Genomic DNA, 18,479 nt, shown 5'->3' with positions numbered 1-18,479 from the left:
GACCTTCTAAATTGTTATCTTTTAATACAAGTTATCATATATGGAATGATTTTAGAATTAGCTTTGTTATCAAAAATAAACTAGGGTTTGCTTTGCTTCGCCCTAGTTTCTAAAAATATTACTAATCAGGACTAGAAATAGGATTAAAATACCCACAAAGAGATAGAAATAAGGGGTAAAACATCTGATTCTTTATATATTATTCTAAAATTTTAGCAAACTAAAAATATATTTATACCAATTAGAATTCAACCTCTAATTAATATTTCTTGCCATATTAGAGTGATTATAAATTACTTATAGCCAAAATATATTACAGTCTATAGTAATGATTATTCTAGGCATCTTCTTCTTTAGTTAATATTGTGGTCATAAAATATTACTTTTCTAACTCCATGGATTTTCTTCTAAATAGACATTAATATCGTTCACTATCACTGAACTTTATTGCTTGTTTTTATTAATATAATTTCTTTCAGCCACAAACTTCTCCATTGTTAGCTATACACTGATATTTGCAATCTTTAACCTAGGAACTTTATTGATATAATCGATGCAATATCTCCTAATATTTGTATTATATTCTACAGTATCTAATTCTAAAGTTTTTCCATTGTCAAAATTGAATTTATATTTTTCCATAGTGTAATCAAATAATTTCAGATGGTCTGAACCTAAGCCATGGTTAGTATTTTTGAAAATTTCACCATCAACCTTATCAAAAGATACTTCTCTGTAAATAAAGCAGTTAATATTTTTGCCAAATTTCTCTTTATCTATATTTGAAATTAAATTATCATCTGTTCCATGGTAACAAACAATAGTACATCTATTTTCAAAATTCTGATATAGAAACTCTAGATTTAATATTTCTTCATCATAATCAATGTCCTTAGCCAAATAACTGTATTTTGTGGTTATTAGAACATTATTATAATATGTATTCACATACCTATCACTTTTTAAATACGCTGGAAAAAGCCAAGCAGAGTTGTCTATGATAAGTGTAAATAAATCCTTAGTAAATGCATTGCACAAATAGGCCAAATATGCTCCATGAGAATGGCCATATGCTATTATTTTACCTTCATCAAACTTGTAATTATTATCTTTTATAATTTCTATAACTGTAATTACAGCAGTGACATTATCGATCGCTTGCATAAGTCCCATATCGTTAAAATTTGATAAATCTTCATTTAACTTTTCATCACAAGTAATCGAAAAACCATACTTCCCGCATATCTCAATTAATCTTTCAAAATAATTATTGTCCTTGAAGATATAATTTACTTCTTTAGCTGTGAAAATTTGTAATAAACTATCTTTTGAGATATTTAGTGTAATATTATTAGGCTTTTGCATAAACTCCCATCCAAAATAATCACATTGCACAACAACTAGATTATGCTTGTCTGCAAAAACGTTTCTCATCTTTTTGTATACGTTTGATTGAGAATTACCGCCAAATCCAGGTATTAATAAAAGGATTCCAGTATTTTCATTGATTCCTCGCTCTGGTTCAGTAAAATAAACATGTAATTTTCTTTCCATGTTTTTATATATGCTTGGATACCCATACATAGAAAAATCATATTCTTTTGCCATAATACTATCCTCCGATAAACTTTCTAGGTCTATAATTAAAGATTAGATAAATGACTTTAATAATTATGGTCCACCAATGGTATAATACTATATTTTTATAAGGCATTATTCATCTCTAAACGAGTTAATTACGAATCAAGTTGCCGTATCAAATTTAACAAAATACAACAAAAATATCAAGTATAACATAAAATTTAGCAACTCTTAATCTTATTTTGATATTATACTCTCTAAAAAAGATATAAATTCATCCTTTAAATCCTCTCTTTTCAATGCAAACTCCACTGTTGCTTCTAAAAAACCTAATTTATTGCCTATATCATACCTTCTACCTTCAAAAATATAGGCATAAATATTCTGCTTAGTAGATAATTCTTGCTCTTTCCTTTCTTCTAATGCTAATTCTAATTCCATTGATCGGTTTGACCCTCTATTTTGGACAAAAGCTTACTATTACTTTCAATATCATAGTATTTCATTTTGCCCTAAGTTTATTATACATTTTGTGTAGAAATGACCCCAAGCTAAATAGTAAAGGAGTTATTTCATATTAAATATCACTTTTTCATTATATGCCTTTTTCAATCCATTAGCTTGATTCTCACTATATATATAATTAACAGTAATATTTCAAACACCTTTACCACTAATTATCTCACAAACCTTCTCAATTTCAACTTTCTTTAGCCCTACTGAGCTAGGTAAATTTAGTCCTTTTTTTGCTAATTCCTCTGTTATTGATAAATCTCCATGTCGACAATTTTTATACGGTGGCATTTTATGAATTGGTGTAAAGAAAGGTCTAGATTCTATTTTGTTTTTGGCTAGTATTTTTATTAAATCATCTCTGCTTATACCATATTCATCTTCTACTATTATGGAATAAAGCCAGTGAACATTTTTAGCCCATTCTTTTTCTATAGGCATAGTTATTCCTCTTACGTTTTTAAGTAATTTGTTATAATATGAAGCGTTCTCTCTTTTTATCCTAATATATTCATCGATGTCTTCCAATTGTGCACAACCCATGGCAGCTAAAATATTTGGCATTCTGAAATTGTATCCTATTTCAGGATGGTAGAAAGATTTGTTTTCATTGGTTATTTTCGCTTGAGTGGATAAAAATTTTCCCTTATCACCTAATTCTTCATTGTTCGTTACAAGCATCCCTCCAGCACCGGTGGTAATAAGTTTATTACCATTAAAACTAAAACAACCTATATCACCTATAGTTCCAACATGTTTATCCTTATAAAGTGCACCTAAACTTTCCGTAGCATCTTCTATTATATAAAGATTGTATTTTTTAGCTATCTCCAGTAGTTTGCCCATATCCACTGGGTGCCCATATAGGTGAACTGGAAGAATTGCCTTAGTTTTATCAGTAATTAATTCTACTACTTTTTCAACATTCATTACATATGTATCTCTAGTTACATCTACAAATACTGGTTCTGCCCCAACATATTTTATTGTATTAACTGGAGAAATAAAAGTAAGAGAAGGTACTATTACCTCATCACCTTCCCTAATTCCTAATATTTTTAACGCCAAAAAAAGTGCAGTAGTTCCATTCGATGTAGTCACTGATTTTTTTACATTTAAATATTCACTAAAATGCCTTTCAAATCTATCTACATAGGAGCCAGCAGATGAAACCCAGTTTGTATCTATACATTCTTTAATATATTTCCATTCGTTACCTTTTATTTTTGGCACACATAATGGTATCATATAATCAACCTCAATTCTTACACATTATATATATCTGGCTTATAATATTTCATATTATTTTCTATCCATTGAATAGTTTCTTTTAACCCCTCTTCAAGGGAATATTTAGGTTGCCATCCTGTTAATTCCTTTATTTTTGAATTGTCTGCCCATAATCTATTTACCTCAGATTTATCGGGTCTGAATCTCTGTTCATCACATATTATTTCCACTTCTTTATCCATTATTTTTATAATGGTTTTTGCTAAATTACCAATGCTTATTTCAAAATTAGACCCTGCATTTAATACTTGTCCTATGGCTTTGTCGCTTTCTACAATTTTAATAAATGCTTCAACAATATCTTTTACATAGTTAAAATCTCTTGTAGGAGTTAAACTTCCCAGTTTAATTTCTTTAGCTCCTGTTGCTATTTGAGTTATAATAGTAGGTATTACTGCTCTAGCTGACTGCCTTGGCCCATATGTATTAAAAGGTCTAATAATTGCTACAGGTAAATTAAAGCTTCTATAAAAACTTTCTGCCATTTTATCTGCCGCAATTTTCGAAGCTGAATAAGGGGATTGCCCCTGCATTGGATGTTTTTCGTCAATAGGTACATATAGAGCGGTACCATAGGTTTCGGATGTAGAAGTATGTACTATTTTTTCAATGTCATAATCTCTACAAGCTTCTAAAATATTTGTAGTTCCTTCAACATTTGTTCTTACATAAGCCATTGGTGATAAATAAGAATAGGGAATTGCTATTAATGCAGCCAAATGAAATACAATATCCTTACCTTTTACTACCCTTTTTACATTATCGTATTCTCTAATATCCCCTGTAACTATTTCTATATTATTTTTAATTTCACCATCAAAAGTGTCTATCCATCCCCAATTATTAAATGAATTATATTGTACTAGGGTTGTTACATTAGCTCCCAACTCAACAAGTCTTTCTGTTAAATGACTTCCAATAAATCCTTCTGAACCAGTAACTAACACTTTTTTGCCTTTTAGATTCATTTGCTTCTACTCCTTCTTTTTAATTACTTTTGCTGGAACACCCACAGCAGTACAACTGGCCGGTATATCATCTATAACTACTGCTCCAGCACCAACAATTACATTATTTCCTATAATTTTGCCTTCGATTATCTTACTACCCATACCAATAAAAGAATTCTTCTTAATGATTACATTTCCTCCCAAGATAGCTCCTGGAGATATAAAAGTATTATCCCCAATAATACAGTCGTGTTCAATTATTGCCCCGGTATTTATCACAGAGTTTTCTCCTATTTGAGCATAAGAGTTTATAATAGCTCCTGCCATAACACAAGTTCCTTGCCCTATTTTAGCATAAGGTGAAACTATAGCTTGTCTATGTATAAGTGTAGGAATTTTAAATCCTATATTTTTAATTTTCTCATATAACTTATTTCTTAAATCAAAATTTTTACTGATTCCTATACAAATAAAAGCATACTCAACGCCTTTATCAAAAAGCTCTTCTAGTATACTGTCATCCCCTAATACAGGAATGTTACAAACTTCCTTCACTTGAGAATTTTCATCCGTTATCCCAACTATTTCAAATTCATAGCTGCTTTTTATAATATCCATTACAACCTTTGAATGGCCTCCACCACCAATAAGGACGATTCTTTTCATGGTATCACCATCAAAACCTTTCTCTTACTAACATAAAAGCTTCTGCATAGTCAACTCCACAACTAGCGCCTCTATACCTTGCCAAAGCTCTAATATTTTCTAAACTTCTTGGCATTGGTGGATTTTGAACTTCTGATTTATAAATCTTCATTATATCCACTTTCTTTTCAATATAATTAGATATGTCAGAGTATACATTAGGAATAAACATATTTTCTGGAAATGGTGCTGACATTTCCGTTTCTGATATACACTCATACATAAGGATTCTTTCTATAAAGGGATACCTAAAGCTCTTTGTACAACTTAATATAGCTTTAGCTGCTATTTGATGATCTGTATGTATGTCAGATCTATTATTCATATAGACAATTTGAGGTTTTATATGATTTATAACTTTTGAAATAGCAGTAATCATAACATTAAAATCAACTAAGTGTAGTTTAGTTGTCATGAAATCTAGTTTTATAGTTTCCTTAAACCCATATAAGTCTGAAACTGTTTTAATTTCCCTTTCCCTTTTCAATAAAAAATCATCTGTAAAACCTACTGACTTATCTGCCTTCGTCAGTATTAACCAAAAAATCTCATCGCCATTATCTCTATGCTTTAAAGTTGTACCACCGCATCCTAGTGTTTCGTCATCTGGATGGACTGAAATAATAAGTGTTCGTTTCAATTTAACACCCCTACTCAAATTTATCTCCTATTTTAAAAAAGTGTATTAGTTTTTCTCCTTCTAAATATGTGCCATCAATTTTTGCTTTTTTAACTAGTATACTATTATCTTTACATTTCACAATTATCCCCTTATATGGCATATACCCTATAATAGTACCTGTCTTAATATAATCAAAGCCATTAAATGTATATATAATTTCTTCTGCTGCCAAAACTAAAACTTCTACGCCATTATATATTGCAAATGCTCCTGGATAAGGTTCTGTTATCGCCCTAATTAAATTATAAATACTTCTAGAATCTTCTGACCAGTCTATTTTCCCATCATATTTATTTCTTTTTCTTCTATAAGTTGATATAGATTCATCTTGTTTGATACTTGTAACTTTTTTGTTTTTTATTAATGGGTAATATTTTTTTAATAAATCTAAACATGTATAATAAACTTTCTCAAGTACTTCTTTTATTGTATCTGAATAATTTATAATATATTCTTCTTGACCGATTATATTTCCAGAATCTACACCTTCATTTATCCAAAACATTGAAACGCAACCTTTTTCATAACCTTCAGCAATCTGCCAAGCTAAAACACTTCTACCTCTATCTTTAGGTAGTTTGCTGGGATGAAAACCAATGACACCAATCTTAGCACTATTAATTATTCTTCTAGAAATTAATTGTGACCATCCTACAACAAAAATTATATCAGGCTTTAAATTTGATATTTCTTCTTCATAATCATTTATATTATCAACTTTACATAACAAATTTTCATCAACTACATCATCAAACTTAACAAAATCTGAAACTTTCGTCTCATATTCATCTTTTAATACATATACTTTCAAAACATCAGTTTCTACATCCTCAAATAGATATTTTGTAATTAACTTTCCATTTTTTAAACCAGCAATAATAACAGCCCTCAATCTTACTTCACTCCTAATTAATAGGTTAACTTTTTAAATAACAATTTTCGGTTACTTACGATAATACTTTTCAATATATCTACTATAATTTTGCTTGTCCTACCGTCTCCATATAAATTTATCATACTATTTAAACCTTGTTTGAATTCATCATCATATAACGCTATATTAATTCCGCTAATAATTTCTCTTGCACTATAACCAACATCAATAATATTGTTATTTCTAAGCCTACCTTTCTGTCTATCACCAATATTTACTACTGGCAATCTAAAGGAAGGAGACTCTATAATACCACTTGAAGAGTTGCCAATCATAACATCTACATATTTCAATAAACTCAGATATTTAATCTGTCCAAGACTATGAAATACATAAACATCTTTATACTTTCCCTTAAATTCATTTATTTTATCTATTATAAGTTTATTACCATAATCAGCATTAGGATATGTAAATATATATTTAGCATCGAACTTTGTAATTGCCTCTAAAAGATTTTCAATCTGTTCTTTGGTACTAATACTTTCTAATGTAACTGGATGATATGTAATCAAGAATGTTTTTTTATCTAATTTTAAATCAAGTTCATTTTCTAATTCTTCTTTTTCTAATAGCTTTAATCTTTTTATATTTTCTATACCAGCCTGACCTACATTGTAAACTCTCCACGGCTCCTCTCCCATCTTTAATAGTCTCTCTTTATAATACTCTGCACCAGTAAAATGTATATGTGCCATCTTAGTTATTGCATGTCTTATTTGTTCATCAATAAGTCCTTCTGTAGATTCTCCACCATTCATGTGTGCTATAGGTATATTCATCATCATAGCACATGTTGCTGCAACAAATATTTCATACCTATCACCAAGAATAAGCAATATATCAGGTTTTAATCTATCAAATGCTTGTGCCATTTGAATCATTTCTAAACCCATAGATTTTACAATAGCACTCTTATTTTTTGAATCGATAATCATATCGATTTCTTCATCAATATGAAAACCATCTTTCTTTATCTGCGCAACTGTGTAGCCATATTCTTCTGATAAATGATTACCTGTAACCATTAGTTGCAACTGTAAGTCCTTGTCATTTTGTATTTCTTTCATTGTCCAATATAGCAGTCCATATTCTGCTCTTGTTCCTGTAACAACTAGAACACTTTTCATAATATATCTACTCCAAATCATCAAATAAAATAAATTCATTTTCTTTTATATTTCTTCTAGCCTGTTTACCAATTATTAATTTTACATACTTAGGCTTTAATCCAAATTCAGGCCTTTTGAAATTAATATCATTTAATTTTATTGTTTCACCTTTCATGATATCTTTGCTTGCTACTATGCTTTTTCTAGCAACTCTTTTTGTATTCTTCTCATTTTCAGTACACCTTTTAACCCCATCTCCCATAGCCCTTTCAATATTTCTTATACTATTTACCATAATCTTTAACTCATCTGGTTCTAATGAAGCTTTGTGATCTGGACCTTCCATGGTTTTGTCTAATGTAAAATGCTTTTCTATAACTTTTGCACCTAACGCTACTGCAGCTATTGGCACTTCTATACCAATTGTATGATCAGAATATCCTACTGGAAGTTTAAAGGCTTCTTTCATAGTAAGCATAGCTCGTAAATTCACATCCTCATAAACTGTAGGATAATTAGATGTACAATGTAATAAAACAAGATTTTTATTCCCCGTTTCAAATATAGTTTCAACTGCTTCTTCTACTTCCCCTAAGTTAGCCATGCCAGTTGATAGTATTATTGGTTTGTTCTTACTGGCTATATAACTTAGTAAAGGTAAATTAGTTAGGTCCCCAGAACTTACTTTATATAAAGGTACACCTATTTTTTCTAATAGATCCACACTTTCAAAATCAAAAGGTGTTGATATGAAAGTAATACTTTTTTCAATACAGTACTCTTTGAGTATAATATGCTCTTCAAAAGAAAGTTCTAGTTTCTTTAACATTTGAAATTGATTTCCATCACCTGTAGTTTCTTTTTGATATTCTGCTTTTGGTGCTTCTCTAGTTACTAGGTTTTCTGCTTTAAAGGTTTGAAACTTTATAGCATCAGCTCCTGCTTCAAAAGCTTTATCTATTAATTTTTTTGCAATACTAATATCCCCATTATGGTTAACCCCAGCTTCTGCTATTACAAAGCATTTTTTTTTAACTAAATTTAATATATCAGTCATTCCTAAGTTTCTCCTTCATCATTAATTCTGCAAGTCTAAAATCATAAATTGTGTCAATGTCAATTGAATCCTCTTGTCTCATTATATAAGGCAATGTATTATTTGTATACCAATTCCTATTTTTTAATAAAAGGTCAGTTTTACCAATATATACAGCCCCATTCAGCCTATATACAGCAGGTAAATCTTGTCTTCTAGTATATTTGGCAGAACCCTCCATAAAATCTATTAACTTTCCATTTACTACACTTTTCATCCAATAAGGGCTAACTTCAGATTTGCAAATTCCAATAATTGAATCTCCTTTTTCTTTTATTAACAACTCTAAAGCTTCATCAATATGTTTAGAATTTCTAAAAGGTGATGTACATTGTAATGTGCATAGGTAATCTGGATAATAATTTTCATTATTCTTTAACCAATAAATGCAGTGTAATAATGGTTCTATTCCTGGAGTATCGTCTTTAGCCAATTCAATTGGTCTTAAAAAAGGAATTTCTGCACCATGTTTTCTACTGATTTCTGCTATTTCCTCGTCTTCGGTAGATACAACTAACCTATCAATATATTTACTTTTTAAAGCTTCTTCAATTGTCCAGGTAATTAGAGGTTTTCCACATAAATTTTTAATATTTTTTCTTGGAACTCCTTTAGAACCACCCCTTGCAGGGATAATTGCCAAAACCGTTTTTCCATCAATCAATTCTATCACCTTCATTAATTGTACTTGCAATTTCTTCTATATCATCATTCACTTTATAGTAATCTTCTATTCTACCAATATCCATCCAATATTCTCTAATCTCATAATACCCTACTTTTAATCCTCTTTGTATACAAGAATTTATTAAATCTGTAATTTCATAGTATTTATCCTTTGGTATCAATTTTACTATATTTGGATTCAAACAATAAATTCCTCCATTAATTAAATACTCTGTCTCGGGTTTTTCATTTATTTTTTTAACCATATTATCTTTAGTTTCAATAACTCCATAGGGGATTTTTTGAGTATATTTCCTAACAGATATAGTCATATCGAATTTATTATCTATATGATATTTCATCATATTATCCACATTTAAATTAGTAAAAATATCTCCATTTGTTACGAAGAAGGGCTTGTCTAAATGTTCTTCAGCTAGTTTTATTCCGCCGGCAGTCCCCAACCTTTCTTTTTCTCTAATATAAGATATTTTAACACCATAGGCATAACCATCCTGAAAGTAATTTTCTATTATTTTAGCTTTATAGTTTACTGTAACTAAAATTTTATTATATCCATATTGTTTAAAATTGTTTATTATATGATAAAGAATTGGATCTTGTCCCACTTTTAACATTGGCTTTGGAATTTCCTTAGTTAAATCTTTAAGTCTTGTCCCAAGGCCGCCAGCCATTATTATTACAGGATTTTCTTTTCCTTCTGGAATTAAAATGTCGTTAATTCCTATTAAATCCACTACAATTCCGTCTTTATCTATAACAGGTATTTGTTTTACTGCCCTTCTAATAAATATATCCTTTATTCTTTCTCTATCTATTCCTTCTTGAACATAAATTGGATTTCTATGTACAATTCCATTTATTTCGTCATCTATTGAAACACCTTTTAATATAGCTCTTCTAACATCCCCATCAGTAACAGTGCCTACTAATCGTTTATTATTATCTATTACTAAAACTATCCCCTTTGCCCCAACATTAAGTTTTTCTAAAACCTCTCTTATAGTGCAATTAGCGTAGATTAATATATTTTCTAAATTAGTTTTCATTTATATCATCCTCAATTACTTAAGATCGTATCTTTCATCTCATTATAAACTTCCTCTATCCCTTCCATATCCCACTTGCACAAATCCATAAATTTCCTAAAACTCTCCACTATCCTTCTTCCCTTTTCCATTGGGTTTTTTTCTTCATTTAAACTATCTATACTATCTGCCAATAGTTTATAGTGGACTCTATTCATGGGTAGGATGAAGGTCTGGAAATAATCGTTCCTTTCAATTTTTCTCAAAGCTTTATCTAATTTTACATAAGTCTTTTCTGCTTGATTAAAGTTTTGATTTTTAATCAACTTTTCTATGGTATTTATTATGTCATAGTATTCATCTATTAGTTTAAAAGCTTTTTCATAAGCTCTATCCATCTTCTCTGACCGGGTCTTCAAATATTCTTTATCGTATTGGGTTTTATTGCCTTCAAGCCAACTATCCTCTACAACCTTTTCTTTTAAGTATTTGTCCATTACTGATGTCAATTCTCTAAAACTTGTTCCTTCTATATGGGCACCACCTTTTGTTGTGTTGATTACTTCTATATTTGGTAATGCTTTGATATAGTATTCCATCTGTTGTCTCATTCTATTAAACCCTTCATTCGTTAGCACTTCGTTACCATATACACCCTTAACCCATATGCCCTTTTCTATTTCTTCGTCTGTAACGTCTTTACTGTAATGTACACCTTCAGAATGGCGTTTTTTATCCTTATAGGCTAGATTTTGTCCTACCAATATTATAGGATTAAAACCTAGTTCGTACAATAGTTGTACCGTTACTACTGCAATAGATGGAGCATCCTGCATTATACTTATTGGCTTCCCATCTTGGTTTTTTAAATAATAATTAGAAATCGTATCTTGGCTAGTTATCATATGATATTTTTCACCTGGATAATCTATTAATGTTTCATAACCTACACTAGAACCGAATATCATAGGTATATCCACTATTCTATTTTCTTTTACTTTTTCAAATACAATTTGATTACGTATCGTTGGATCATAAGTAGTGGCTGCATCTGGATATATATTGTTATGGATCAATGTATTAATAGCTGAACCAACACTAAATATATAGGCTAGGCCCTTCTCTTTTATCTGTTTTAAGTTCTCTATCTCTTCATTTAACGAAGGCCCTGCTGCTACCAGTATGGCAGGTTTGCTTTTAAATGCGCCTTTCTTTTCTAATAGGATATTGGGAGTATTTAATACTTCTTTAAAGTTTTTCATACTGTTTAATATCCATCTTTCCTGGAAGGCTAGATTGGTACCGATACTTGTTTTTTTATCCTTTATGGTTTCTTTGAATAATTCTAAGAACTCATTGTATTCTTTAGTAAATATATTTCTATGGCTATTTAAAACAATATGTATAAATTTGTCATTTGTTTTGTCAACTAATTGATTAAAAAATTTTTTAATATCTAACTCATTATCAGCTAAAATTATATCTTTCAATTTTAATGAAGGTAATCTCCTTAAAGAATTATTGGATAAATAAATATATAATAGTTCTGGTATTGGTTCATATATATAGTAGTTTACATCTGGATGTTTTTGTAAAAACAGATCTATATGGTATCCTAATCCTGTGCCATAGAAGATTACCGTTGCACCTGGTTCTATTCCCTCATATTCTTCTATAATAGCTTCTGCTTCTCTAATAGGATTATATTTACTATGAAGATAAAGTTTTTTATCACCTTTTTCTATAGATATAGTTTTATCCCCTCTTCTTGTTTCTTCTATTTGAAAGAGGGAATTATCCATTGTATCTTCTAAAGGTTTTAGCCTATTCCATATACTAGGATAGGCGGATTTTAAGATGTTTATATTATCAATCAATATCATTTATTTCCACCTCTTCTGAAATTAGCTTTAATAATTTCTCCTTCATATTATTAAATAAAGGAATTATTTCATAGGATAGTATATCTGCAGTGGAAACAAAGTCACTGTTTTCTAGAATTTCTTCAAATTCTATTATTAGTTCATTAAGTTCATATATATCTTTTGCATAGATATTCCATTCTTCATAGCTATTGACGATATTTTTCAATTGCTCATTGGAATCAATGGCTGCAAAAGTATCCATTATCCATTTGATGCCTTCTATTAAATCCATCAATTTCTTCCAAGATTCTCTTGATGGAGTTTTATAGAATTCATTTGACAGTATTTCAATTTCTGGAATTGCTCTTTCTAAATAGTCAACGGTGGATAATAATATTTCTTCTGACATTCTTTTTATGGTTTTAGTCACTACTATTACTTTTTCTATATTTCTAATATTGTCTAGGAAATAATCATAGAAATCATCATATATTTCTAATCCATCAATTATTAGGTGACTAAATATAAGATTTGTATCTCTTACAGTATCATTAATTTCATTAAACATAGTATCAAGTATATTTTTATTATTTTCATATTCTAAAATTTTGTCAAGTATATGTATTTTCATCAAATTCCCTCCAAAAAATGGTCTGTATATATTATCGACAGAATTTGATAAATATTTATTGGTTTTTGATAAAACTCATATAAAACTAGCCTTTAATCTACCTTATATATGTAAAATAGCAGGGTGACCCCTGCTATTCAGTAATATTATCACTCTTAATGAATTCTAAAAATTTCTCATGCTTAATTGTATTTCTAACATTTCTAAAATATTCCATGTCCATATAGAAATTCATGGTTCTGGATTCGTATAATACTTTGGTTATTAAATCTTTCATGTATACTACTTCACCATATTTAATTACCTGAAATTGCAACACTATATTTACTTTATTTAAAATGACTAAATCTATGTCTTCTCTCCGAAAAATTCCTACTAGTTCATCTAATATTTCTAATCTTATAAAAGCGTCTGGTTTCCCTCCTAGATATACTGCAATATCTAAATCGCTGTTTTCATTGTTTTTGTTTGTTGCATAGGAGCCAAATATATAAATTAATTCGATATTATATTTATTTACCAGTCTATCTTTATGATTGTTTAAAATTTTTTTAACTTCTTCAATATTTTTTTGCATATTTATTCACCTATGAATAATTTTCTTTTAACCATTTATTAATATAATTTATATATTCTATAAAATCATCTAACTTTTTATCTAAGACTTCTAAGATTATTCCCTCATCTACTTCAGCATAATCATGTACTAATATATTTCTAAAACCAGCCATTTTTGATAATTCTTCAGCAAATACTTTTGGAACTATTCCAATTCTAGACATTTCCAGTATTGTCTCTCTATAAGTAAGTGGCTTTTCTATATCATTTGATGATATTATAATATTTGCAATGTCGATTACAGATTCAATTAAAATTTGTAATCCTCGCTCTATTCCCCAATAACGAATAATATCGTCTTTTATATTGTCTTTTGAAACTTTATAAGAAGCTTGTTTCAGAAAAACCAAATTCTTTTCCATTTCTCTTAACTTTTCATTAATTAGACTAATTATATCCTTGGTCATAGGAATTGACCTCCTAAATGATTGTCTTTATTATATATGTTATCATATATGAAATGTTTTTGGAATTGGTTTTTCTTATTAAGATAAAATTTAAACCGAGGAAAATCCTCGGTTTAAATAATTTTTAACCAAACTATCTTAACAGTTGTAGTACTGTCTGCGGAACGCTATTTGATTGAGCCAACATTGCAGTAGCTGCTTGTTGTAGTATTGTTTGTTTTGTGAATTCCATCATTTCTTTTGCCATGTCTACATCTCTAATTCTTGATTCTGATGCTTGTAGGTTTTCTGCAGCATTGTCTAGGTTTTTGATGGTATGTTCTAATCTGTTTTGAGCAGCACCTAATTTTGATCTTCCCGCTGATACTAGTTTTACTTGAGCGTCAATCTTAGTAATTGCATCTTGGAACTCTGTAGAAGATGATCCACTAGTTGCTAATGCTCCACTAAGTGATGAAACTACATCTGTTAATGATTCATGTATTCCACTTAAATTTATGCCTTCTTGGTTAAAGTCAACTTTCATCACTTCACCAGAATTAGCCCCAACCTGTAATGTAACTTCTCCAGTACTTCCATCTAAAACTTTCATATTGTTAAACTGTATTGTGTCTTTTATCCTTCCTATTTCATCAGTTAATTCTTTCATTTCATCTAATATAGCATTTTTGTCAACATTTTCATAAGTATCGTTAGCACCTTGTACAGATAATTCTCTCATTCTTTGAAGTATTGCTTGTGCTTCTTGTAATCCACCTTCTGTTGTCTGGATCATTGAAATACCATCTTGTGCATTTTTTGAAGCCATGTTTAATCCTCTAATTTGAGCTCTCATTTTCTCCGAGATGGATAATCCTGCTGCATCGTCGCCTGCTCTGTTGATTCTAAATCCTGATGATAATTTTTCTAAAGATTTTGCTACTCCATTATTATTGATTCCTAATTGTCTATGAGTATTCATAGCCATAATATTGTTGTTAATTCTCATTATAGTTCCCTCCTTGAATTTTGTGAGCTTCCTTTCTCACCATTGTTTTATATATAATAGACCACACCTGCCTAGGATTGGTGTTGTCTATAATATCGAAATAAAAATGAGTTAATATATTAGTCCATTTTCAGCATCCTGCTGAATTTACTAATAAATTAACTCATCCCTGAAATTAATTATTATATTTTACAATTATTATAATGCCTTTTTAAGCTTCTCTTCTTCGTATAATTCACCACGAACTATCTTTATATTTCTTGGTGCATCAATTGCTAGTCTAATATCTCCTTCATCACTTTTTACCACTTTTACTATGATATTATCATCTATAACTATATATTCTCCTGGCCTCCTGCCTATTACCAACATAGTCACCCTCCTCATATATTGTATGTTGTCTAACCTTGTCTAATGTTGTCTAATTCTCCTTGTTTAAATAATATCATATATACAATACTATATCCATTGTTTTACATAATTTCTATTTTTTAGTTCTATAGTGCTATATATATGACATTATTAATAGGTCCTGAAGATATATCTATCTGTGACTATTTTCCTTTATTAATGTTAAAATAATAATTCCCAAACGAAAAAGGACGAATCAATACATCCTATTTGCATCCTGCAAATATAGATTGTACTAACTCGTCCCTGAGTCGAATGATATTAAATTTTCATCTACAATTCATCCATGAATTGTTTTATATCGTCCCTGATAAATTTATATTTTAAATATAAATTACCTTAATAATTGTAATACTGTCTGAGGAGTCTGATTAGCTTGAGCCAACATAGCAGTTGATGCTTGTTGTAATATTGTTTGTTTTGTAAACTCCATCATTTCTTTTGCCATGTCTACGTCTCTAATTCTGGATTCTGCAGCTTGTAGGTTTTCAGCAGCATTGTCTAGGTTCTTGATTGTGTGTTCTAGACGGTTTTGAGTAGCCCCTAGTTCTGATCTTTGTTTAGATACTTGTTTAATAGCATCATCTATTGCTCCCAATTGATTATCAAAATGCATAGCTTTAAGTGCTTCCCCACTAGTTGCGCGGAAATCTTCACTAGTTACATCAATGCTACTAATTGCCAGCTTAAGACCACTTCCACTTAGTGTACCTAATGTTTTAGCACTCATATTACCAATATTTAACTCTAATTTTTGATCTTTATTTGCACCAATTTGTAGATAAATAGATTCAACATTGTCACTGTCTGTAATCATTTTTCCACTACTATTAAATCCACTAAGCGCAGAATAATTGCCATCTAGCAATGTTTTCCCATTAAACTGTGTACGATCTGAAATTCCATTAATTTCTTCAATTAATGCTTTTATTTCATCTTGAATTGCACTAAGGTCTTCATCTTCATTTGTGCCATTACCAGCCTGTACAACAAGTTCTCTCATTCTTTGAAGGATTGCATGAGTTTCATCTAATGCTCCTTCTGCAGTTTGAATTAATGAGATACCATCTTGTGAGTTTTTAGAAGCCATATTAAGTCCCCTAATCTGCCCTCTCATCTTTTCTGAAATGGATAGTCCTGCTGCGTCGTCTCCTGCTCTGTTGATTCTAAATCCTGATGATAATTTTTCTAAGGATTTAGCAGTTCCTGAGTTATTGATTCCTAATTGTCTGTTGGCGTTCATAGCCATAATGTTGTTGTTGATTCTCATTATAAATTCCTCCTTGAATTTTTTGTATTTGGCATCCATGCCAGCTGTCAACTTTGTTGACGGAATTGTGAATTAATACCACGTGGTTTTATTTTTAATTCACAAATTTGAGAAGTTTTACTTCTCAATATTATTATCGGATGTTTGTCCAATAACTTTAGCATTTTTATCAGAAAATTTTTCTTTTATTTGAATAAATTCGTCTAAATTGTCGAATAGAATATCTACCAAGTCTGGATCAAAGTGTTTACCTTTTTCTTCTTTAAAATATTTTAGGATATCGTTCATTACCCAAGCTTTTTTGTATACTCTTGGGGAACCTAGGGCGTCGAACACGTCGGCTACTCCTACTATGCGGCCAAATATATGGATTTCATCTTCTTTAAGACCTCTTGGATAGCCTTTACCGTCGTATCGTTCATGGTGTTCGTGGGCTATGATGGCTGCAGATTTTAGTACTTCCCTATTGGAACTTTTGAGTAGATTGTAGCCTATGGTAGTATGGGTTTTAACTATTTCAAATTCTTCAGGGGTTAATTTTCCCGGTTTCAGTAATATGCTATCAGGGATACCCACCTTTCCTACATCATGGATAGGAGCTGCCATGGTTATAAGCATGATTTCCCTTTTGGATAGGCCATATTTTTCTGCTAGTATTCGGCTATATTTGGAGACTCTTTTTACATGATTGCCTGTTTCTTCTGAACGGGCTTCTGTTAACTCTCCTAGGATATATAATATTTCTCTTTGGGTTTCTTCTATTTCCTTATTTACGCATAGACTTTCAAAGGCAGCAACTATATTTTTATGAAATATATCTAGGACTTCTAAATCTATATAGGCCATATTCCCTTTTGTCTCCATAAATATTATTCCTTCTATGCCATTAGAGCTATCATAATATGAAATATAACTATCCTTAGTTATTAAATGTTCTTTCATACTATAGGTTTTTTTAATCATAGTATAATCTTTTTTAGGCAGGGTTTCCCATAAAGTTCTTCCTATATAGTTCTGGTATTTACCAAAGCCTGATATTATTGTAAATTCTTTTACACCAAAAGATCTGATAGCTGCCACGCCGTCTACTAGACATTCTCCATCTTCTATACAAGAATTAACTATGGTACTTAAATAGCAAAAAGTTGAGGTTATGAAATTATTTATAGAATCCTTTTCAAATAGTTTGCTAGAAGAAGCAGCTATTTGCTCCATGGCTTTTTTATTATTATTGATATGGATTATGTCCCTATAGGATCGAAGGGAAGAAATTACTATGGTGTACAACTTTTTGGATAATAGGTCGGTTTTTTCTTCATAACCATTGATATCGTAATTTAATACAGCATCTTTTTGCAATCTATTATTTTCTGAGCTAGTCATAAGTACTATTCTTACTGCTGAATTTTCGATTGCTTCTCTTATGTATTTTGTTAGTTTAAGGCCTATAGTCTTTTCTCCAATATATACATCTAGTATTACTAATGCAATATCTTTATTATTCGAAAGAATCTTTAATGCTTCTGAGCTAGAATAGGCATTTAATATAGTTAAAGATTTATTCTCAAATTTAAAATCTTTTAAAATCTCTTTTACCATTACATGAACAAAATTATCATCATCAACTATAAGTATTTTCCAACAATCTTTTCCTTGTCCTTTATATTCTGAGTTGCTGCATCCGTCTCCTGCCAAATCTATTCCTCCTATC

Annotated in this window: 19 protein-coding genes; all 19 read right to left on the bottom strand. The window is 30.1% G+C overall.

The genetic code is table 11. The features are described 5' to 3' along the window. Nucleotides 1-501 precede the first annotated feature (501 nt). The 19 genes from C3E89_RS11715 to C3E89_RS11625 all read right to left on the bottom strand — a co-directional run bounded on the left by C3E89_RS11715 (nt 502) and on the right by C3E89_RS11625 (nt 18,463). Nucleotides 502-1,608 (bottom strand): DUF2920 family protein, encoded by a 1,107-nt coding sequence (locus tag C3E89_RS11715; protein ID WP_236913124.1) that lies wholly within the window; start codon nt 1,606-1,608, stop codon nt 502-504. A 210-nt stretch (nt 1,609-1,818) separates the two neighbouring features. Beyond that, a complete protein-coding gene (locus tag C3E89_RS11710) occupies nt 1,819-2,022 on the bottom strand; it encodes a hypothetical protein (protein ID WP_025640818.1) in 204 nt (67 codons plus the stop codon). 216 nt (nt 2,023-2,238) lie between these two features. Then, complete coding sequence (locus tag C3E89_RS11705; protein WP_236913123.1) at nt 2,239-3,342, bottom strand: LegC family aminotransferase; 1,104 nt, start codon at nt 3,340-3,342, stop codon at nt 2,239-2,241. 17 nt (nt 3,343-3,359) lie between these two features. Continuing rightward, entirely contained in the window at nt 3,360-4,352 is a 993-nt protein-coding gene (locus tag C3E89_RS11700; RefSeq protein ID WP_236913122.1) for an NAD-dependent 4,6-dehydratase LegB, read from the bottom strand. A 6-nt stretch (nt 4,353-4,358) separates the two neighbouring features. After that, complete coding sequence (locus tag C3E89_RS11695; RefSeq protein ID WP_236913121.1) at nt 4,359-5,000, bottom strand: acetyltransferase; 642 nt, start codon at nt 4,998-5,000, stop codon at nt 4,359-4,361. Between the two features lie 10 nt (nt 5,001-5,010). Further along, a complete protein-coding gene (locus C3E89_RS11690) occupies nt 5,011-5,679 on the bottom strand; it encodes a PIG-L deacetylase family protein (protein WP_236913120.1) in 669 nt (222 codons plus the stop codon). A 10-nt stretch (nt 5,680-5,689) separates the two neighbouring features. Beyond that, the gene (locus C3E89_RS11685) at nt 5,690-6,613 is read right to left on the bottom strand and encodes a methionyl-tRNA formyltransferase (RefSeq protein WP_236913119.1); all 924 of its coding nucleotides are present in this window, start codon (nt 6,611-6,613) and stop codon (nt 5,690-5,692) included. Nucleotides 6,614-6,630: 17 nt separating this feature from the next. Then, entirely contained in the window at nt 6,631-7,785 is a 1,155-nt protein-coding gene (gene neuC, locus C3E89_RS11680) for a UDP-N-acetylglucosamine 2-epimerase (protein WP_236913118.1), read from the bottom strand. Nucleotides 7,786-7,792: 7 nt separating this feature from the next. Next, a complete protein-coding gene (gene neuB / locus C3E89_RS11675) occupies nt 7,793-8,824 on the bottom strand; it encodes an N-acetylneuraminate synthase (RefSeq protein ID WP_236913117.1) in 1,032 nt (343 codons plus the stop codon). Continuing rightward, on the bottom strand, nt 8,817-9,527 hold the full coding sequence (locus C3E89_RS11670) for an acylneuraminate cytidylyltransferase family protein (protein ID WP_236913116.1): 711 nt from the start codon (nt 9,525-9,527) through the stop codon (nt 8,817-8,819). Before C3E89_RS11670 ends, neuB begins: the two co-directional genes overlap by 8 nt. Then, a complete protein-coding gene (locus C3E89_RS11665) occupies nt 9,520-10,599 on the bottom strand; it encodes a nucleotidyltransferase family protein (RefSeq protein WP_005584539.1) in 1,080 nt (359 codons plus the stop codon). The genes C3E89_RS11670 and C3E89_RS11665 overlap by 8 nt, the downstream gene beginning before the upstream one ends. 11 nt (nt 10,600-10,610) lie before the next feature. After that, nucleotides 10,611-12,461 carry a motility associated factor glycosyltransferase family protein gene (locus C3E89_RS11660; protein ID WP_236913115.1) on the bottom strand — a complete coding sequence of 617 codons (1,851 nt, stop codon included), beginning with the start codon at nt 12,459-12,461 and terminating at the stop codon, nt 10,611-10,613. Then, a complete protein-coding gene (locus C3E89_RS11655) occupies nt 12,448-13,074 on the bottom strand; it encodes a hypothetical protein (RefSeq protein ID WP_236913114.1) in 627 nt (208 codons plus the stop codon). Before C3E89_RS11655 ends, C3E89_RS11660 begins: the two co-directional genes overlap by 14 nt. A 133-nt stretch (nt 13,075-13,207) precedes the next feature. After that, the gene (mntA, locus tag C3E89_RS11650; protein WP_236913113.1) at nt 13,208-13,651 is read right to left on the bottom strand and encodes a type VII toxin-antitoxin system MntA family adenylyltransferase antitoxin; all 444 of its coding nucleotides are present in this window, start codon (nt 13,649-13,651) and stop codon (nt 13,208-13,210) included. A 10-nt stretch (nt 13,652-13,661) separates the two neighbouring features. Further along, a complete protein-coding gene (hepT, locus tag C3E89_RS11645; RefSeq protein WP_236913112.1) occupies nt 13,662-14,099 on the bottom strand; it encodes a type VII toxin-antitoxin system HepT family RNase toxin in 438 nt (145 codons plus the stop codon). Between the two features lie 133 nt (nt 14,100-14,232). Then, nucleotides 14,233-15,087: a flagellin N-terminal helical domain-containing protein gene (locus C3E89_RS11640; protein WP_236913111.1), complete on the bottom strand. Its 855-nt coding sequence runs from the start codon at nt 15,085-15,087 to the stop codon at nt 14,233-14,235. A 198-nt stretch (nt 15,088-15,285) separates the two neighbouring features. After that, a complete protein-coding gene (locus tag C3E89_RS11635) occupies nt 15,286-15,459 on the bottom strand; it encodes a carbon storage regulator (RefSeq protein WP_236913110.1) in 174 nt (57 codons plus the stop codon). 373 nt (nt 15,460-15,832) lie between these two features. Continuing rightward, entirely contained in the window at nt 15,833-16,768 is a 936-nt protein-coding gene (hag, locus tag C3E89_RS11630; protein WP_236913109.1) for a flagellin Hag, read from the bottom strand. Nucleotides 16,769-16,885: 117 nt separating this feature from the next. Then, entirely contained in the window at nt 16,886-18,463 is a 1,578-nt protein-coding gene (locus tag C3E89_RS11625; protein WP_236913108.1) for a response regulator, read from the bottom strand. Between the last annotated feature and the right edge of the window lie 16 nt (nt 18,464-18,479).

Origin of the sequence: Clostridium sp. Cult1 (assembly GCF_021655095.1) — a bacterium.
Taxonomy (GTDB): Bacteria; Bacillota; Clostridia; order Tissierellales; family Tepidimicrobiaceae; genus Schnuerera.
The sequence above is the reverse complement of the archived record's forward strand: the minus strand, read 5'-3'. Positions and strand labels throughout refer to the sequence as shown.